Here is a 15606-nt window from a genome sequence, read left to right as displayed (position 1 = left end):
TTCTATGTAACAATGATATAATAATAGTGATTTTGGTTTTAGGAGGAGTACTAAAAATGAGTAAAAAAAATTCGAAAAATAACCCTAAAAAGGAAAAAGCATGGAATCGTAAATTTGATGATGATGATAGTTTAGTAGATGATAAATATTCTAGAACGGCAAGAAAAAATGCGAAGAAAAGTGTGCATCCGGTTATAACTTCATTATTGATTTTTTTAGCATTAGTTATTATCTTACCGTTATTAGCGTATTTTTGGTGGTCCAATGAAGATTCTGAGACGACTCAAACGCTGAGCTCTTCTGAAGAAAGAATGATCATTACAGAAAATAGCAATAGTGAGGTAAGCAGTTCTGAAGAATCTGAATCTGAAGAAGAATCTGAAGTTTCGTCTGAAAGCGAAAGTATTGAATCAGAATCTGAACCCGAAAGTGAAGCAATAGTGCCAGAAGAACCAGAGTCTCAAATAGTAGAAGAACCGGTTGTTGAAGAAGAATCTGAATCTGAAGTGGTGGAAGAAGAAGCCATGAATACTTATACCGTTCAAGCAGGAGATAATCTTTATCGAATCGCATTGAACCATAATATGACAACTGAGGAATTAAAATCCATAAACGGAATATCAGGTGATTCGGTCAGTGTAGGAACTGTTTTAAAAGTAAATTAAACAGTAGGTTATACCTTATCTTTAAAGTGGATGCTAAATCTACTTTTTGGAGCACAGTTTAAAATAATCATTTGGATATAGGAAAGGACTGGGGTGGTTTGCCCCAGCCCGTTTTTTACATAAATAAGAAAGTAGGACAAAAATTTGGAAAAAACAATAAAAATTGCAATCGATGGGCCGGCATCTGCTGGGAAAAGTACGGTTGCTAAGGTAGTAGCGAAAAAACTAGGGTACATTTATTGCGATACTGGAGCAATGTATCGTGCGTTAACATATCAAGCAATCGAAAAAAATATAGCAGTAACCGATGAAAAAAGACTAGTAGAGTTGTTGAAAGAATTAACAATCTCTTTTGAACCAAATGGGGACAATCAAAAAGTGTTTGTCAATGGTCAAGAGGTTACAGAAACGATTCGATTGCCAAAAGTAACTAATTTAGTTTCCGCTGTTTCAGCACATGGTGAAGTTAGAACTGAGTTGGTTAAACGACAACAAGAAATAGCTGCACACGGTGGAGTCGTTATGGACGGGCGAGATATTGGGACTGCCGTATTGCCAACAGCAGAAGTTAAAATATTCCTTGTAGCAAGTGTAGATGAACGAGCGCAAAGACGTTATAAGGAAAACATGAGCAAAGGGATAACAACTTCATTAGAAATCTTGAAGCAAGAAATTGCGGATCGAGACTATAAAGATTCTCATCGTGAAGCATCACCGCTTATTCAGGCTAAAGATGCCATTCTTTTAGATACAACTAGTTTATCTATTGAACAAGTTGTTGGAAAAATTAGCGAAATTATCCAGAACAAACTTACAAAATAGAGTTCTTTTTTGGTTTTCAGCCGTTATTGTGGCAATATTTTGTTATATTGGTTAAAATACAAATAGAAAGAATTTTATTGGCTAGTTATAGGAGGGCAAACATATGACGGAAAATGAAAAAAACCACGAAGTCGAAGAACAAGAATCAATGATGGATGCAATGAACAGTGTTCAAGAAATCAATATCGGGGATATTGTCAAGGGTGAAATCTTAACTATCCAAGATAATAAACAAGCTATAGTTGGTATTATCGGTGGCGGAGTTGAAGGGGTCATTCCTAATAATGAATTGTCAGCTGCACCATTTGAGGATGTTACAGAGATTGTAAATGTTGGAGATATCGTTGACTTAGTAGTGATTAAAGAAATTAAAGAAAAAGAAAATGGCAGTTATCTGCTATCTAAGCGTCGGATCGATGCTAAAAAAGTTTGGGAAAAGATTCAAAAAGAATTTGATGAAGGAACGATTATTGAGGCGCCTGTTAAAGAAGTAGTAAAAGGTGGTTTAGTCGTAGATGTCGGAGTCAGAGGATTTGTACCCGCTTCTATGGTAGATGTCCATTTTGTAGAAGATTTTTCTAGCTATAAAGGACAAACATTAAAATTCAAAATCATTGAGATCGAACCAAGTGAAAACCGCTTGATTCTTTCACATAAAGCAGTTGTTGAAGCTGAAAATATAGAAAAGAAAAAAGATTTATTGAGTCATCTGGTTGAAGGCGAAATTGTAAAAGGGAAAATTGCCCGTTTAACAAATTTCGGAGCATTTATTGACCTTGGTGGAGTAGATGGGCTTGTCCACATCTCGCAGATTGCTTATGAACATGTCAAAGATCCTTCAGATGTACTAACTGTTGGAGAAGATGTTAATGTTAAAGTTCTTTCTGTAAATGAAGAAGAAGGTCGCATTTCACTTTCCATCAAAGAAACATTACCTGGACCATGGGATAGTATTGAAGAACGTGCAGAAGTAGGTTCTGTTTTAAACGGTTTAGTTAAACGTCTAACAAGCTTTGGAGCTTTTGTTGAAGTATTCCCAGGTGTTGAAGGACTCGTTCACATTTCACAAATTTCACACAATCATATTGCAACTCCACATGAAATTTTAAGTGAAGGTGACGAAATTAAAGTAAAAGTTTTAGAAGTAAATCCAACAGATCAACGCCTTTCTTTAAGTATCAAAGCTTTAGAAGAAAAGCCTAATCAACCAAAAGAGAAACAAGGTGAAACAAATTACGATATGCCTGAAGAAGATACCGGGTTTACGTTAGGCGACATTCTTGGAGATCAGCTATCTGATATCACAACAGATGAAGACAATTAATAACTAATTTAAAAAGGATATGTGAACAATTTTTGTTCTCATGTCCTTTTTTATGTGAATTTTAATGAAAATAGATCAAATGAATAAGGTTTTTATGAGAGTTTGCCTTATTCCTTAAGCAAAAGCTTGCATGTTTAAAGGTATTTCTATAAACTTACAAGAGAATAAAAAAAAAGGAGGCAAAAACAATGGCAAAACCAGTTGTAGCCATCGTTGGTCGCCCTAACGTAGGAAAATCAACTATTTTTAATCGTATTGTTGGAGAACGTATCTCAATTGTAGAAGATGTATCAGGGGTAACTCGTGATCGTATCTATGCACCAGCAGAATGGTTAGGAAAAGAATTTAATGTGATTGATACAGGCGGGATCGATTTAGGTGACGAACCATTTTTAGAACAAATAAAACACCAAGCTGAAATAGCTATGGATGAAGCAGATGTGATTATTTTTATCACTAGCGTAAAAGAACACATTACTGATGCAGATGAGAATGTAGCAAGAATTCTTCATCGCACGAAAAAACCAATATTGTTAGCAATAAACAAAGTGGATAACCCAGAAATGCGTAATGATATTTTCGATTTTTATGCTTTAGGATTAGGGGAACCTTTCCCAATTTCAGGAAGTCATGGTTTAGGAATTGGAGATCTATTAGATGCGGCTATTAGCCATTTTCCAGATGAATCAGAAGAAGAATATGATGATTCTGTTATAAAATTCAGTTTGATCGGTAGACCGAATGTTGGGAAATCATCTATTATAAATGCCATGTTAGGAGAAGATCGTGTAATCGTTTCAGCAATCCCTGGAACAACTCGTGATGCTATTGATACTTCTTTTGTGGGTCAAGATGGTGCTGAATTTGTTATGATCGATACTGCTGGAATGCGAAAAAAAGGTAAAGTTTATGAAAACACTGAAAAATATAGTGTTTTAAGAGCTCTTAGAGCTATTGAACGTTCAGATGTTGTATTGTGTGTACTGAATGCTGAAGAAGGTATCAGAGAGCAAGATAAGAAGGTTGCTGGATATGCTCATGAAGCTGGAAAAGGTATTATCATTGTCGTAAATAAATGGGATACTCTTGATAAAGACAACCATTCAATGAAAAAATTCGAAGAACAAATTAGAAGCGAATTTTTATACTTGAGCTATGCACCAATTATTTTTGTGTCAGCTCTAACGAAACAACGTCTAAATAAGCTTCCTGAAATTATTGAACGCGTAAGTATGAATCAAAACTTACGTATTCAATCAGCTACCCTTAATGAAGTCATATTAGATGCAGTAGCAATGAACCCAACTCCAACAGATAAAGGGAAAAGATTGCGTATTTATTACGCTACTCAAGTAGCTGTTAAGCCGCCAACTTTTGTGGTATTTGTAAATGAACCGGAAATGATGCATTTTTCTTATGCTCGTTTCTTGGAAAATCGTATTCGTGATGCCTTTACTTTTGAAGGAACGCCTATTCATCTAATTATAAGAAGAAGAAAATAAGTATAAAGAATTATTAATAAGCTGAGCATTTTAACATAACTTTCAAGGGGTTTCAAATAATTTGTTGAATATTTGAAAAATGCTTAATAATATCTCTTAATGCAGTAAAAATCATTGCAGTATCAGTATTTGTGTGATATCTTTTTAAAAGAAATGTCATTTAGAACTACTAATATTGCATTTCGTAATAATTCATTTTTGGGCCACTCAAAAATGTCTAAATGATGTTTATTTGCTTATAAATAATGCATCAATTCTTCTTTCCGAGGGAGGTGAAATACACATGGCTAACAAAGCAGAATTAATCGAAAATGTTGCAACTTCAACAGGTCTTACTAAAAAAGATGCAACTTCAGCAGTAGATGCTGTTTTTGAATCAATTCAAACTTCATTAAGTGAAGGAGAAAAAGTTCAAATTATTGGTTTTGGTAACTTTGAAGTGCGCGATCGTGCTGCACGTAAAGGTCGTAACCCTCAAACAGGGGAAGAAATCCAAATCGCTGCAAGTAAAGTACCTGCATTTAAACCAGGTAAAGCACTTAAAGACGCAGTTAAATAATACAGCACTAAAAACCCTTGATACGTCAAGGGTTTTTGCTGTTTTATGAGATAAAATAATTAAGAAATAGCAAAAAAATAGCTTTCTACAAACCGTTCGATTCGAGTTGATCAATGATGTTGGTTTTCATTTGGCTTGTAACGTGGGTATAAATACGATTGGTGATATCCGCATCCTCGTGGCCAACTCTATCCATGATTGCTTTCAAAGGTATGTTTTTCTCTGCCAATAAGGAGACGTGAGAGTGTCTGAAGATGTGAGAGGATAATTCCTTGTCTTCTAGTCCAACACGTTCTCCTGCTCGTTTTAGAGCTATATTGAAAGAGTTATTTTGAATTGGGGTTCCACTTTTTGTAACAAAAATATATTTTCCTTTCAAAAACTGCTTATTATCTAAATTAGCTAATTGATTTTCTCCGAAAGATTGCTTCACTAATTCGGACGTTCTGGAAGTTATCGAAATATCTCTCATGGACTTCGCTGTTTTGGTGGGTCCTTTTTTTGCGTTTTTATATCCTTTGGTCCTGTCTATGGTACCTGTAATTTTAACAAGCTTATTTTCTAGTTCAAAATCTTTCTCAGTAAGTATGACCGCTTCTCCGAATCGCACTCCAGTTAAATACATAAATTCTGCTAATCTCGCTAAACGATAAGTAGAAGGTCTTCTATAAAGTTCGCTCAAAAGAGATTCAGCTTCGCTTTGTTCAAGGAATTTATTTTTAATTCGTTGTATATCCGCAAATGTTTTAGTGCGTTTATTTAAAACAACATTATCTAACGGGTTTTTATCAATGTACTCCATCAGGTGTGCATACTTAAAGACTAATCCTAAAGTCGATTTAAAAGAAGATATATATTGATCTGAAAATTCTAATTGATTAAAAAATTTCTGGAGAAACTTGGTATCGATTCTGTTAATCAATATATCTTTTTTTATATAATTTAGTACGTGTTTTTTTATAGAGTCATAAACAACGATAGAAGAGGGGCGCAAAGAACGGATATGAGTTTTATACCATTCTTCATAAACTTCATGGAAAGTGATTGATTGTTGTTCTTTTGCATCTAAAGCCTTTGCTATTTTTTTATCTAATATTTTTTGAGCTTTTTTTCTAGATTGAGAAGAGTCAGTGATAAGTCTTACTGATTTAGTTTTATAGTTTTGAGTATATGGATCCTTATATCTCTCAAAATATTGAAAGTTACCATCTTTTGTTTCTTGAACCCACATTAATATCGACTCCTATTTTCATGTTTAAGTGATGCATGCATCGTGTTTCCTTCTTCGTTAATCCACATAGCATCATCATTGTTAAAATAAATATCAGGGTAGATAACTCCAACATCTTTTAATTTGTTCCACACTGTCTGATTAAGAGGACCATCATCATTCCTAGCAATAGCCAAATGGATGCCATCCTCGTAATAATAAGCGAACATCGTATATTCGAAGTCTATTTCAAATACCCTCAATTGTTCAGAACCTATAAATTCCGAAGTTTTTGTACAAAAATCCATCTCTTTTAATGAATTATCTATGATTAACATAAAAACTACTCCTTTTGTGTATTTTTTTACTAAAAATACGAACTTATGTTCTTTTTAATTAAAAAAAGAAAAGCCTTAAAAGGCATTTCTTAGTAAAATAGATTATTATCTATTCTATAGATTTAATAATTCAGCTTTCTTTTTATTAAATTCTTCTTGGCTAATAATGTTCAAATCAAAAAGCTCTTTATATTCTTTTATTTGATCAAGGAAACTTTTTGAATCGTCTACTAGTATGGTATTTTTAGGTTTTGTAGTTTTAAAATTTATTAATTGAGCATTTTTTAAAGAGTCACAGACAATTTGTATGCTAAACTCTTCTGAAGTTTCAACATTTTTAAATCTTAGAGTTGCAATACTAGGAACTTCTACTTGTCTTTGAGTTTCAATAGACTGTGAGCTGTCTTTAGTAACAGAACTATTTTCACCTTTTTTCTTATTTTTACCTTTTCCACCAGCATATGCACCGACTACAGTTCCTACACCAGGAAATAATAAAGTTCCTAAAATAGCTCCGCCAACAACTTTACCCGATTTTCCTTTTTGTTTTGATTTATCTTTTCCCTTAGTGGAAGACATCCCATTTTGTCTTGATTCAACTACGGTATTGTAAACGGGCCCATCAAAAGTATATTCAAGGTATTCAAAATAAACAGGATTTTTTTTATTGAAATAGATTAAACCATCTTCATTTTGTTTCATTTCTCCTAAACCGGTAAAACCTACACCAATTTTTTCTCGTCCACTTTTAATTTGCAACATTGCTTTATTAACTACAATCATTTGAAAGCCTCCAATTTTTTATTTAATAAAAATGTTATCTTCAATCTAAAATAATAAAAACTTATTCTAATTTGTCTAGCAATTTGTATATAATGCCTTATCATATATTCCACATAATAAAATATCGAAATTGAAGCGATTAGTATTAGACTCAATAGCAAGAAGTACTTAAAAAATTCTTCTTGAATAAACTAATTTAAGCTTTCTATAGTATAAAAATCTAATTCTTCAAATGTTTCAGAATCATAAACAAAAACTTCAATCGGTAAATTTTCATCCTCTAAGTAATATGCATAACTTACCTCAATAGTCTTATGTGGTAATAGTTCGTTAGATAAGTCATTATGCTTACCCACCATCATGTTATAGGAATCAGTGTCATCTCCAAATGCATCTAGCTCATAATAGGTATTATCTAAGAAAACAACTGAGGTATCTGTAGTTTGCTGCATTGAAATGTAATCTGTAAGTATCTCAAATGGGACAATATTATCTTCAGCTGTATTAGTTAAATCAAAAGTAAGGTAAACACCTTTAGAATCCTCTGAAGGACTCTGAATTACTTCAGCTTGTTTAAATTTTAATTCAAATACGTCAGAAGATAGGGTGCTGTCATTCGATATAACAGAAAAACTATCTGAGGTCGCTTCTTCGTTTTGTTCCATCCATTCTGCTTGTGTAAGCTCACTTGAGGACGATTCGATAGTTTCTTCTGATATGGTTGTTTCAGTTTCCACTGGAGATTCTGCGGTATTGTTGCATGCAGCCAGAACAATACCGCTTAAACCAATTATTGATAATATTTTAATTTTTTTCACTATAAAGTTCCTCCTAGATAATTTAAGTTGAATGTCTTATGTACTACAATAGTTATTTAAAATAATAAAAAATTAAAAGAATCTTTCTAAGTCATTAGGTAGTCCTAGTGATTCTAATAGCTGAAATTTTGTATATAATTCTTTGTCATCTATCCCACTTAGTAAAACATCAAAAGCGAAGCGGTTAGCCTCATACTCTATAGAAGGAATAAAAGATCCTTTAGCAACTCTGCGTAGAAAAGGGGTATTTATCCCACTATGTAATCTAACATGCCCTAGTTCGTGAGCGATTACAAATTCTTGAACGTTCTCTTCTAAAGCTTGATTTATGACAATAGTATTGATTCGACTTTTTTTAACCGTAAATCCCCAGGTATCGTCGCTCAAATTTAAATAGATGACTTCACATCCGCAAAGCTTAGCTAGTTTAGAGGGGAGAGAGGTATTATGAATGTTAACAACTTTATTGGCTTCTCGGCTTACAAAGTCTTCCATATTAATCACCACTCTTTTTTTTATAGTCATTTCTAGTAAATTTCTTTTTAGCAGCACGTTTACTTATTTGTAGAGCAGTTTCTAAAGCAGCAGCTAAAAGTTCTTTGTCTTCATCTGACATTGGTTCCCCGTAAAAATTAATCTCTGCGTCTGTATTCATTCCATCCAACATATTCTGTACCTCAACAGCTATATCCTTTGTTTCTTTATTTGTTAAATTATATGGGTCTCGGTTAACATCTGTACGTCCTCGTAAATAATCTAAAGATACTCCAAAATAATCAGCAATTGCATTCAACGTATCTGGATCAGGAGATCTGTTGCCAGTTTCGTATCCCGAAACTGAAACTTTAGAAACATGAATTATATCTCCGAGTTCTTGTTGAGTCATTTTTTTCGCTTTTCTTAGCTCTTTTAAACGTTGACCAAATTCCATGTTACCACCTCGCTTGATTATTATATTAACGTTAACTAGAAGTTAACACAAAGAGAAATAAAAAAAGTTAACTAAATGTGTATTTATGTGTTGACAATTAACTATTAGTGAATTATAGTTAACTCAAGGTTAACAAAGGAGGTGCAAAAAGAAATGTCTTTAGAAAAATTAGCCGAAATAAGAAAACTAAAAGGTTTGAGTTTTAAAGAAGTAGGGGAATCGGCTGGTATTACCAAAGAATACTATTGGATGATTGAAAACGGTCAAAGAGGACTGAGTTATCCACTAGCTGTTAAGATTGCTGCTGTTTTTGAAATGAAACCTGATGATATTTTTTTACAATCCGAGTTAACTAAATCGGAACTTAATGATGAATAAATTAACTTATAGTCACAATTTTTTCTTCTTAAACTTAATCTTAATGTTAACTCATAAGTTACAGGATTTAAATACTTGAAAATACGGAAAGTGAGGAAGAAAAATGAACGAACTTCAGATTTTTAATTTCGGACAACAAGAGTTAAGAACTCAGTTAATTGATGGTGAACCGTGGCTTTTAGGAAAAGATGTTGCAGATAGCCTGGGATACCAAAACGGTAGTCGAGATATTAACAGACACGTGGACAATGAAGACCGGAAAATTATTACCATTTTCGACGGTAACCAAAATAGAGAAATGATTTTTATCAATGAATCCGGAATGTTCTCGCTAGTTTTTGGATCTAAGTTGAAGGTTGCTAAAAAATTTAAACGATGGGTAACAAGCGAAGTTTTACCAGCAATCAGAAAAACAGGTTTCTACCAATTACCAACGGAACCAGAAGATATCATGATTGAAACTTTAAAATCTCAAAAAGATATTAAAGCGAATTTGAAATTGGTGCAAGATGATGTCGAGGATTTAAAGCAAGAAATCAACTTAAGTCGGTCGCAAAAACATCATTTGGCTGCGAAAGTTCGAATAAATGTTTACAACGCTTTAGGCGGTAAAAAAGCACAATCTTATAACGATAGAAATTTAAGAGCAAGACTTTACAGTAATCACTGGAGAGAAATAAAAAATTACTTTGATGTAGAAGCTTACGAAGAAATACCAAAACTAAAATTTGATGAAGCTGTCGAGTTCGCTGAATTATGGGAGCCATCTACTGAATTAAAAATGTTAATTAAGGAAAAAAATAATCAGATACCATTAGTAATTTAAAAAAATAAAAGGAGGAAATAAAAAAATGACAGTTTCAAGAACAATCGGAAGCCAATTAAAGAAAGCAATAAAAAGAAAGGATATGTCACAAGTTCAATTATCAGTACAAATCAATCGGTCTGCTTCTACGGTTAATTCATATCTTCAGAACCAGCCAACACCTATCGAAGCGATTCAGGATATAGCAGAGGTCCTTAACGATTCAATGCTAAACCAAAATTTATCAAATGAATTTTTCGGGACATTACCTGCTATGGAAACAATCGTTTACCAGGACAATCCTCACGTTTTAGATTTTCTTCAGCAACAAGAAGCGAATGAAAGAAAAACTAAAAAAGAAGTTGCGCTAAGATCTTTGAGCAAAAATGATCACTGCCTTACTCGAGAAGACCTAGATATCATTAAAAGTTATGCGAACGAATATTTAGATGAAATGTTACTCGAAACAAGACTAGTAATGTCTATGTTAGCAAAAACAGACTTATCTATCATGCAAGCTGTTAGCAACAGAAAAAGTTATTGGAAGATGCAAGGATACCTTGGTGAGGAAAGAAACTAAGAAAAGGAGTGTTACTTATGAAAACACCAACCATTAAAGAATTAATTGAAATTTCTGAGAACAAAAATGTCGAAACTGAATGGGACAGAAAGAAGGAACTTTTAAAACGATTTAACGGATTGTCTAGATCATCACTTGATAATTATCAAAATGAAATGGAGGCTATTCCAGAATTTTCTGAAGGAGTTATCAAACCAGGTCATTCAACTACTTTTATCAATATCCATACTTTTATCTGGTACCTAAAGTGGAAAGAAGCTAATCGTTACTTGAGTAAAAAAATATCTCCAAAAGAAGTCTTAGAGGTTCGTTCATGAGCTTAGAAAAAGATTTAAATAATTTCAGAGCAATCCGTGAAAAACAAATCGGAGCATTAGAACAACAATGTTTTGGAATTTCTGCAGCATTGGATAAGAAGTTGAAAGTTTTGTCTAGGAAGATTGACAGAGCAACCATCAAGGAGGAAGTAGTTTGTTGGAGGGCTTAATTTTAGCACTAACAGGTTTATTCGTAATAATCGGATCTATTTGCTGGTTAGTATTAGTCACCATATTAGTTACACAAATAAAGGAGGAACAATAATGTCAGCAGAAACAGTCAAAAGACTCATTTGGGCTTCAAATATGTATTTTTTCGGAAGTAAAAAGATTAACAAAAAAGACTTCATTTGGTTTTACGGTTTCTTCGGAATACTAACAGTAATAGCAATGATCTCTTTAGTAGTTAAAGGAATTATATGGGTGGTTTAAATGGAAAATAACCATGCAACTGAAATCTCAAAAGCCCTCAGTAATGTTCCTAACGAAGTCGCATTGATTGCTTTAACTGACATAGACAAAAGAGTATCTGATTGGTTAGCAAGTGGAGGTGATCCGGATGCTCCATATATTCAACAACAAGTTAATTATGCAAAAAGACTATCTCAAAGATTTGGAACACAAAAAAATCACTGACCGCCGGCAAGCAAAGTCAGTGACTCGAGTAATATCATTTCTTATATTTTAACATAAAAAAGGGGAGAGCACATGAAAACTATCACGATTAAAAACATGAAAATGCGTAATTTCAAAGGATTCAAAGAATTTGAATTAAATGCTAACGATACCGACTTAACGATTTTTGGCGAAACTGGTTCAGGTAAAACAACTGTATTCGACGCTTTCTGGTATGTGTTATTCGGAAAGAACTCTCAGAACAAACAAGATTTTCCATGGAAGCCCCTGGATGAAGACAATAATCCGCTTCATCATTTAGAAACAGAAGTTGAAATGATTCTCACGGTAGATGAACAAGAATTAAAACTGACCAGGATGACTAAAGAAAATTGGACTAAAAAGCGTGGTTTCGAAACAAGCAAATTTACCGGGCATACAACCACCTACCGTGTTGATGATTTAAAAAAGTCTAAGGCAGACTTCAACAAAGTTGTTGCTGAGTTAATTGACGAAGAATCATTCAAACAGCTTACAAATATCTATTATGTACCGGAAGTTATGGATAAAAAGGAACGTCGGAAAATGTTGTTCGAATTATCAGGAGATTTAAGCGATCAAGCTGTAATTGAAAGTGATGAAAAATTGGCTCCTTTAACTAAAATGCTTGAAGGAAGGTCTATCGATGACAAACGTTCATTAATCTCTGAAGAGGAAACTAATCTTAAAAAACAAATAAAAGAGATTGCGATTCGTATCGATGAAGCAGATCGTTTTAGCGCTGCATTAGAAAGCTCATTAACTGGTATTGACAAAACAGAGTTAGAAAAACAAAAAGAGGCACTGCAAAAAGAGTTGCTTGAATTAGAACAAGAAATATCATCTTTTATCAACGGCAGCTTCATATCAAATAAACGTTCAGAAATACAAACAGAGCGCGCGAAATTAGAAACAAAAAGAAGCGACTATCAAGTCAATCAAAATAAAAAAATAGACGGTCTTCAAAAAGGAAAGCAAGAATCTTTTGATTTGGCCATGGATGCACAAAACGCATTTCTGAAAGAAGAAGAAAAAATAAATAAATATCAATCAGAGATAACGATAAAAGAAACCTCTATCAATTTAATCAAAGAAGACCAAGAAAAACTAAGAAACGAGTTCTTTAAAGTTCGTGATGATGCATTCCCAAGTTTTGACGAACATAAAACCACTTGTCAATTTTGTGGCCAAGAGTATCCTCCGGAAGAGCAAGGTAAAATTAAAATAAGCTACGAAACTGAAGCTGCGGATTTCAATGTTAAAAAAGCTCAAAAGCTTGAAGAAATAAATAAAAAAGGTGTTACTTTAAATGAAAATAAATCCCTTTTAGAAGCTGAAATATCTGATTTTAAAACAATTTTAGAAGTTAAAACTGCTTATAAAAAAGCTGAAAAAAAACGTGATGATTTAAAAGCACAATACGAAGCGATTCAAGGACAAATCAAAACGATTCAATCCGCTGCTATTCCGTTTGAAGATACGAAAGAATTCGCAGCTATCGACAAAGTTATTAAAGAAATTGAATTAGAAGTTGAATCAGCTAACCAATCATCCGAAAGCGAACTGCTCATTAAAAAAACACGATTGAATTCTTTGAAAGCAAAAATTGAAGAAGTTAGCGACACTCTTTACCAATTCGTGATGGTGAAAAAACAAGAACAACGTAAAGACGAATTGATTGCAGAAGAAAAAATGAAAAGCGTCCGTTATGGAGAACTAGAAAAACAATTGTTCCTGCTAGATGAATTCGTTAGAACTAAAGTCGCTTTATTAACAGATAAAATCAATAGCCAATTTCAAATTGTTGAATGGAAGTTGTTTGACACAGCTATAAATGGAGGCCTAGAAGAAGTTTGTGAGCCCACGGTTGAAGGTAGACCATTCACCGGAGGATTGAGCAACGGAGAAAGAATCAATGCTGGTGCAGACATCGTAAACACGTTATCAAGAATGAAAGAAGTAAAAGTTCCGATATTTATTGATAACGCTGAAGGGGTTACGAATTGGAAAGTCGAAGTTGAACCACAACTAATCCAACTAATCGCTATCAAGGATCAAAAAGAGTTGAAAATCGAATCTAAAGAGATGGCAGGTGTAGCTTAATGAAACTATTTGAATTCAACAAAAAAATAGAGTCTCAATTCAATGAATTTGGGAGAGTCAAAATGTCTTTAAACTCTCATGTCAATAAAACTCATTTAGAAGTTGCGTTCCTTCAAGATGAATCAATTCCATTCTCTCCGCCGGTGCCAATTGGTGAGCATTTCATAGCATTAATAGACTTAGAGTCGTGCCACGGTTTAAAAGAGTCAAATTTTGATAACGTTCCTGAAAAAATAAGAACTGCAGTATTTGATACAGTAGTTGAATTTATTGCTACACCATTAGACAGAAGATTTTAAAAAATAGGAGGAAAATAAAATGGCAAACGAAAACGCATTAACTAAACCAATGGAGTACGAAGTTAACGGAAATGAAGTGAAATTGAGTGGAAATATGGTGGCTCAGTATTTAACTAGAGGTAATGGAGCTGTATCGGAACAAGAAGTTGTAATGTTCATGCAATTATGCAAGTTCCAAAAATTGAATCCATTCTTAAATGAAGCATATTTAATCAAATTTGGTAGTCAACCAGCGCAAATCATTGTGTCAAAAGAAGCGTTCATGAAACGTGCTGAATCACACGCTCAATACAGTGGATTAGAAGCTGGAATCATCGTAGAACGCAAAGATGAACTGACTGAAATTGAAGGAGCGGTGAAGCTTAAAAGTGATGTGCTGATAGGCGGATGGGCTAAAGTTTATCGCAAAGATCGTGAACGTCCAATCAGTGTAAGGCTTTCTCTTTCTGAATTTAGCAAAGGTCAAGCAACGTGGAAAGATATGCCTTTGAACATGATCCGTAAAACAGCAATCGTTAACGCTTTGCGTGAAGCTTTTCCGGACAATACCGGAGCTTTATATACAGAAGAGGAAAGCGGCGTTAATGAAGGAGCAGACCTATCCGGACAAGCCCAACAAGAGATTGACAAAAATGCTAATAAGCAAGTTATCGATTTTGAAGAAAAACCAAATAATATTAAAAAAGCAGATAAATTAGATAAAACAGAAAAAGAAGATGAAAACAAAAATGATGCATCCGAGTTTAAACAAAACGCTTTGTTCGATTCAAAGAACCCACCTTTACAAGATGAACCAGTATTCTGATCATGATTAAAGTAAATGTTTACGGCTCTAATAGTGATGGGAACTCTTATGTTATATCTGATGGTGAGAGATCCTTAATGTTAGAGGCTGGCATAAGTTTAAAAAAGATGAATGAAGTTGATTGGCAGTCTGTAGATGGCTGCCTGATTACTCACGAACACGGTGACCACAAAAAATACGTAGACCAAGTTATTAAACAGACTGGAATGAACGTTTTTTTAAGCGAAGGCACACAAGGAGTATTGAACCTGCCTAGTTATCGGTCAACTATTTTAAAACCCTTAAAGCAGCAAAATATTGGCAGTTGGGAAGTCCTTCCCTTTGATGTAGAACACGATGTGAATGAACCACTTGGATTTTTCATTAAATCAAAAAACGATGATCGTTTATTATTCGCGACAGACACTTTTTATGTCAGGTACAAATTTCCAGGCATTACACATTTAATGGTCGAATGTAATTATTCGTTAGACATCCTGGATAAAAACATAGCTTCAGGACGTATCGGAGCCTATCGAAAAAAAAGATTGTTAAAAAGCCATTTTGAATTAGAAAATGTAAAAACGTTTATTAGGTCGAATGACATGAGTCAGCTGCAAGAGGTTTGGTTGCTCCACTTATCCGATGCTAATTCAGACGCAGCACGCTTTAAAAAAGAAATACAAGCAATAACCGGAGTTCCGGTTTACGTCGCTTAGGAAGGAGCGGTATCA

The 15606-nt window shown here is 33.8% G+C and carries 22 protein-coding genes; 16 read left to right on the top strand and 6 right to left on the bottom strand.

Going from position 1 to position 15606, the window contains the following annotated elements; all coding sequences use genetic code 11:
* The first annotated feature begins 56 nt into the window (after positions 1–56).
* The 5 genes from BP17_RS07860 (at position 57) to BP17_RS07840 (ending at position 4872) form a co-directional block, all read left to right on the top strand.
* Positions 57–665, top strand: coding sequence for a LysM peptidoglycan-binding domain-containing protein (locus BP17_RS07860; protein ID WP_035053201.1), 609 nt, complete (start codon positions 57–59; stop codon positions 663–665).
* 144 nt (positions 666–809) lie between these two features.
* Positions 810–1487: a (d)CMP kinase gene (gene cmk, locus BP17_RS07855; protein ID WP_035053199.1), complete on the top strand. Its 678-nt coding sequence runs from the start codon at positions 810–812 to the stop codon at positions 1485–1487.
* Positions 1488–1590: 103 nt separating this feature from the next.
* Positions 1591–2811, top strand: a complete 1221-nt coding sequence (gene rpsA, locus BP17_RS07850; protein ID WP_035053196.1) for a 30S ribosomal protein S1 — start codon at positions 1591–1593, stop codon at positions 2809–2811.
* A gap of 188 nt (positions 2812–2999) precedes the next feature.
* The gene (gene der, locus BP17_RS07845; RefSeq protein WP_035053194.1) at positions 3000–4313 is read left to right on the top strand and encodes a ribosome biogenesis GTPase Der; all 1314 of its coding nucleotides are present in this window, start codon (positions 3000–3002) and stop codon (positions 4311–4313) included.
* A gap of 283 nt (positions 4314–4596) precedes the next feature.
* Positions 4597–4872: an HU family DNA-binding protein gene (locus BP17_RS07840; protein ID WP_013710665.1), complete on the top strand. Its 276-nt coding sequence runs from the start codon at positions 4597–4599 to the stop codon at positions 4870–4872.
* Positions 4873–4957: 85 nt separating this feature from the next.
* On the opposite strand, the gene BP17_RS07835 is transcribed toward BP17_RS07840, so the two are convergent.
* From BP17_RS07835 to BP17_RS07810, 6 genes are all read right to left on the bottom strand, one after another.
* Positions 4958–6103 (bottom strand): tyrosine-type recombinase/integrase, encoded by a 1146-nt coding sequence (locus BP17_RS07835; RefSeq protein ID WP_035053193.1) that lies wholly within the window; start codon positions 6101–6103, stop codon positions 4958–4960.
* Complete coding sequence (locus BP17_RS07830; RefSeq protein ID WP_035053191.1) at positions 6103–6420, bottom strand: hypothetical protein; 318 nt, start codon at positions 6418–6420, stop codon at positions 6103–6105. Before BP17_RS07830 ends, BP17_RS07835 begins: the two co-directional genes overlap by 1 nt.
* Positions 6421–6534: 114 nt before the next feature.
* Positions 6535–7203, bottom strand: a complete 669-nt coding sequence (locus BP17_RS07825; protein ID WP_035053189.1) for an SHOCT domain-containing protein — start codon at positions 7201–7203, stop codon at positions 6535–6537.
* Between the two features lie 191 nt (positions 7204–7394).
* Positions 7395–8021 carry a DUF5067 domain-containing protein gene (locus BP17_RS07820; RefSeq protein ID WP_035053186.1) on the bottom strand — a complete coding sequence of 209 codons (627 nt, stop codon included), beginning with the start codon at positions 8019–8021 and terminating at the stop codon, positions 7395–7397.
* 72 nt (positions 8022–8093) lie between these two features.
* Entirely contained in the window at positions 8094–8516 is a 423-nt protein-coding gene (locus tag BP17_RS07815) for an ImmA/IrrE family metallo-endopeptidase (protein WP_051910502.1), read from the bottom strand.
* A gap of 1 nt (position 8517) precedes the next feature.
* Positions 8518–8952 (bottom strand): helix-turn-helix domain-containing protein, encoded by a 435-nt coding sequence (locus tag BP17_RS07810; RefSeq protein ID WP_035053184.1) that lies wholly within the window; start codon positions 8950–8952, stop codon positions 8518–8520.
* A gap of 153 nt (positions 8953–9105) precedes the next feature.
* Between BP17_RS07810 and BP17_RS07805 the strand changes: the two genes are divergently transcribed.
* The 11 genes from BP17_RS07805 (at position 9106) to BP17_RS07765 (ending at position 15591) form a co-directional block, all read left to right on the top strand.
* Entirely contained in the window at positions 9106–9330 is a 225-nt protein-coding gene (locus tag BP17_RS07805; RefSeq protein WP_035053182.1) for a helix-turn-helix domain-containing protein, read from the top strand.
* 103 nt (positions 9331–9433) lie between these two features.
* Positions 9434–10156: an ORF6C domain-containing protein gene (locus BP17_RS07800; RefSeq protein ID WP_035053180.1), complete on the top strand. Its 723-nt coding sequence runs from the start codon at positions 9434–9436 to the stop codon at positions 10154–10156.
* Positions 10157–10181: 25 nt separating this feature from the next.
* The gene (locus BP17_RS07795; protein ID WP_035053178.1) at positions 10182–10715 is read left to right on the top strand and encodes a helix-turn-helix domain-containing protein; all 534 of its coding nucleotides are present in this window, start codon (positions 10182–10184) and stop codon (positions 10713–10715) included.
* 17 nt (positions 10716–10732) lie between these two features.
* Positions 10733–11032, top strand: a complete 300-nt coding sequence (locus tag BP17_RS07790; protein ID WP_035053176.1) for a hypothetical protein — start codon at positions 10733–10735, stop codon at positions 11030–11032.
* Complete coding sequence (locus tag BP17_RS13425; RefSeq protein ID WP_156956020.1) at positions 11029–11202, top strand: hypothetical protein; 174 nt, start codon at positions 11029–11031, stop codon at positions 11200–11202. The genes BP17_RS07790 and BP17_RS13425 overlap by 4 nt, the downstream gene beginning before the upstream one ends.
* Before the next feature lie 94 nt (positions 11203–11296).
* On the top strand, positions 11297–11464 hold the full coding sequence (locus BP17_RS13420; RefSeq protein WP_156956019.1) for a hypothetical protein: 168 nt from the start codon (positions 11297–11299) through the stop codon (positions 11462–11464).
* Positions 11465–11668 (top strand): DUF6877 family protein, encoded by a 204-nt coding sequence (locus BP17_RS07785; RefSeq protein ID WP_035053174.1) that lies wholly within the window; start codon positions 11465–11467, stop codon positions 11666–11668. It abuts the gene before it with no gap.
* A 72-nt stretch (positions 11669–11740) separates the two neighbouring features.
* The gene (locus BP17_RS07780) at positions 11741–13789 is read left to right on the top strand and encodes an AAA family ATPase (RefSeq protein ID WP_035053172.1); all 2049 of its coding nucleotides are present in this window, start codon (positions 11741–11743) and stop codon (positions 13787–13789) included.
* Entirely contained in the window at positions 13789–14088 is a 300-nt protein-coding gene (locus BP17_RS07775; protein ID WP_035053170.1) for a hypothetical protein, read from the top strand. The genes BP17_RS07780 and BP17_RS07775 overlap by 1 nt, the downstream gene beginning before the upstream one ends.
* Positions 14089–14107: 19 nt before the next feature.
* Positions 14108–14893 carry a phage recombination protein Bet gene (gene bet, locus BP17_RS07770; protein ID WP_035053168.1) on the top strand — a complete coding sequence of 262 codons (786 nt, stop codon included), beginning with the start codon at positions 14108–14110 and terminating at the stop codon, positions 14891–14893.
* A gap of 2 nt (positions 14894–14895) precedes the next feature.
* A complete protein-coding gene (locus BP17_RS07765; protein ID WP_035053166.1) occupies positions 14896–15591 on the top strand; it encodes an MBL fold metallo-hydrolase in 696 nt (231 codons plus the stop codon).
* Positions 15592–15606 lie beyond the last annotated feature (15 nt).

The organism is Carnobacterium pleistocenium FTR1 (assembly GCF_000744285.1).
Classification (GTDB): Bacteria; Bacillota; Bacilli; order Lactobacillales; family Carnobacteriaceae; genus Carnobacterium_B; species Carnobacterium_B pleistocenium.
This window is presented reverse-complemented; position numbering and strand designations above follow the sequence as displayed.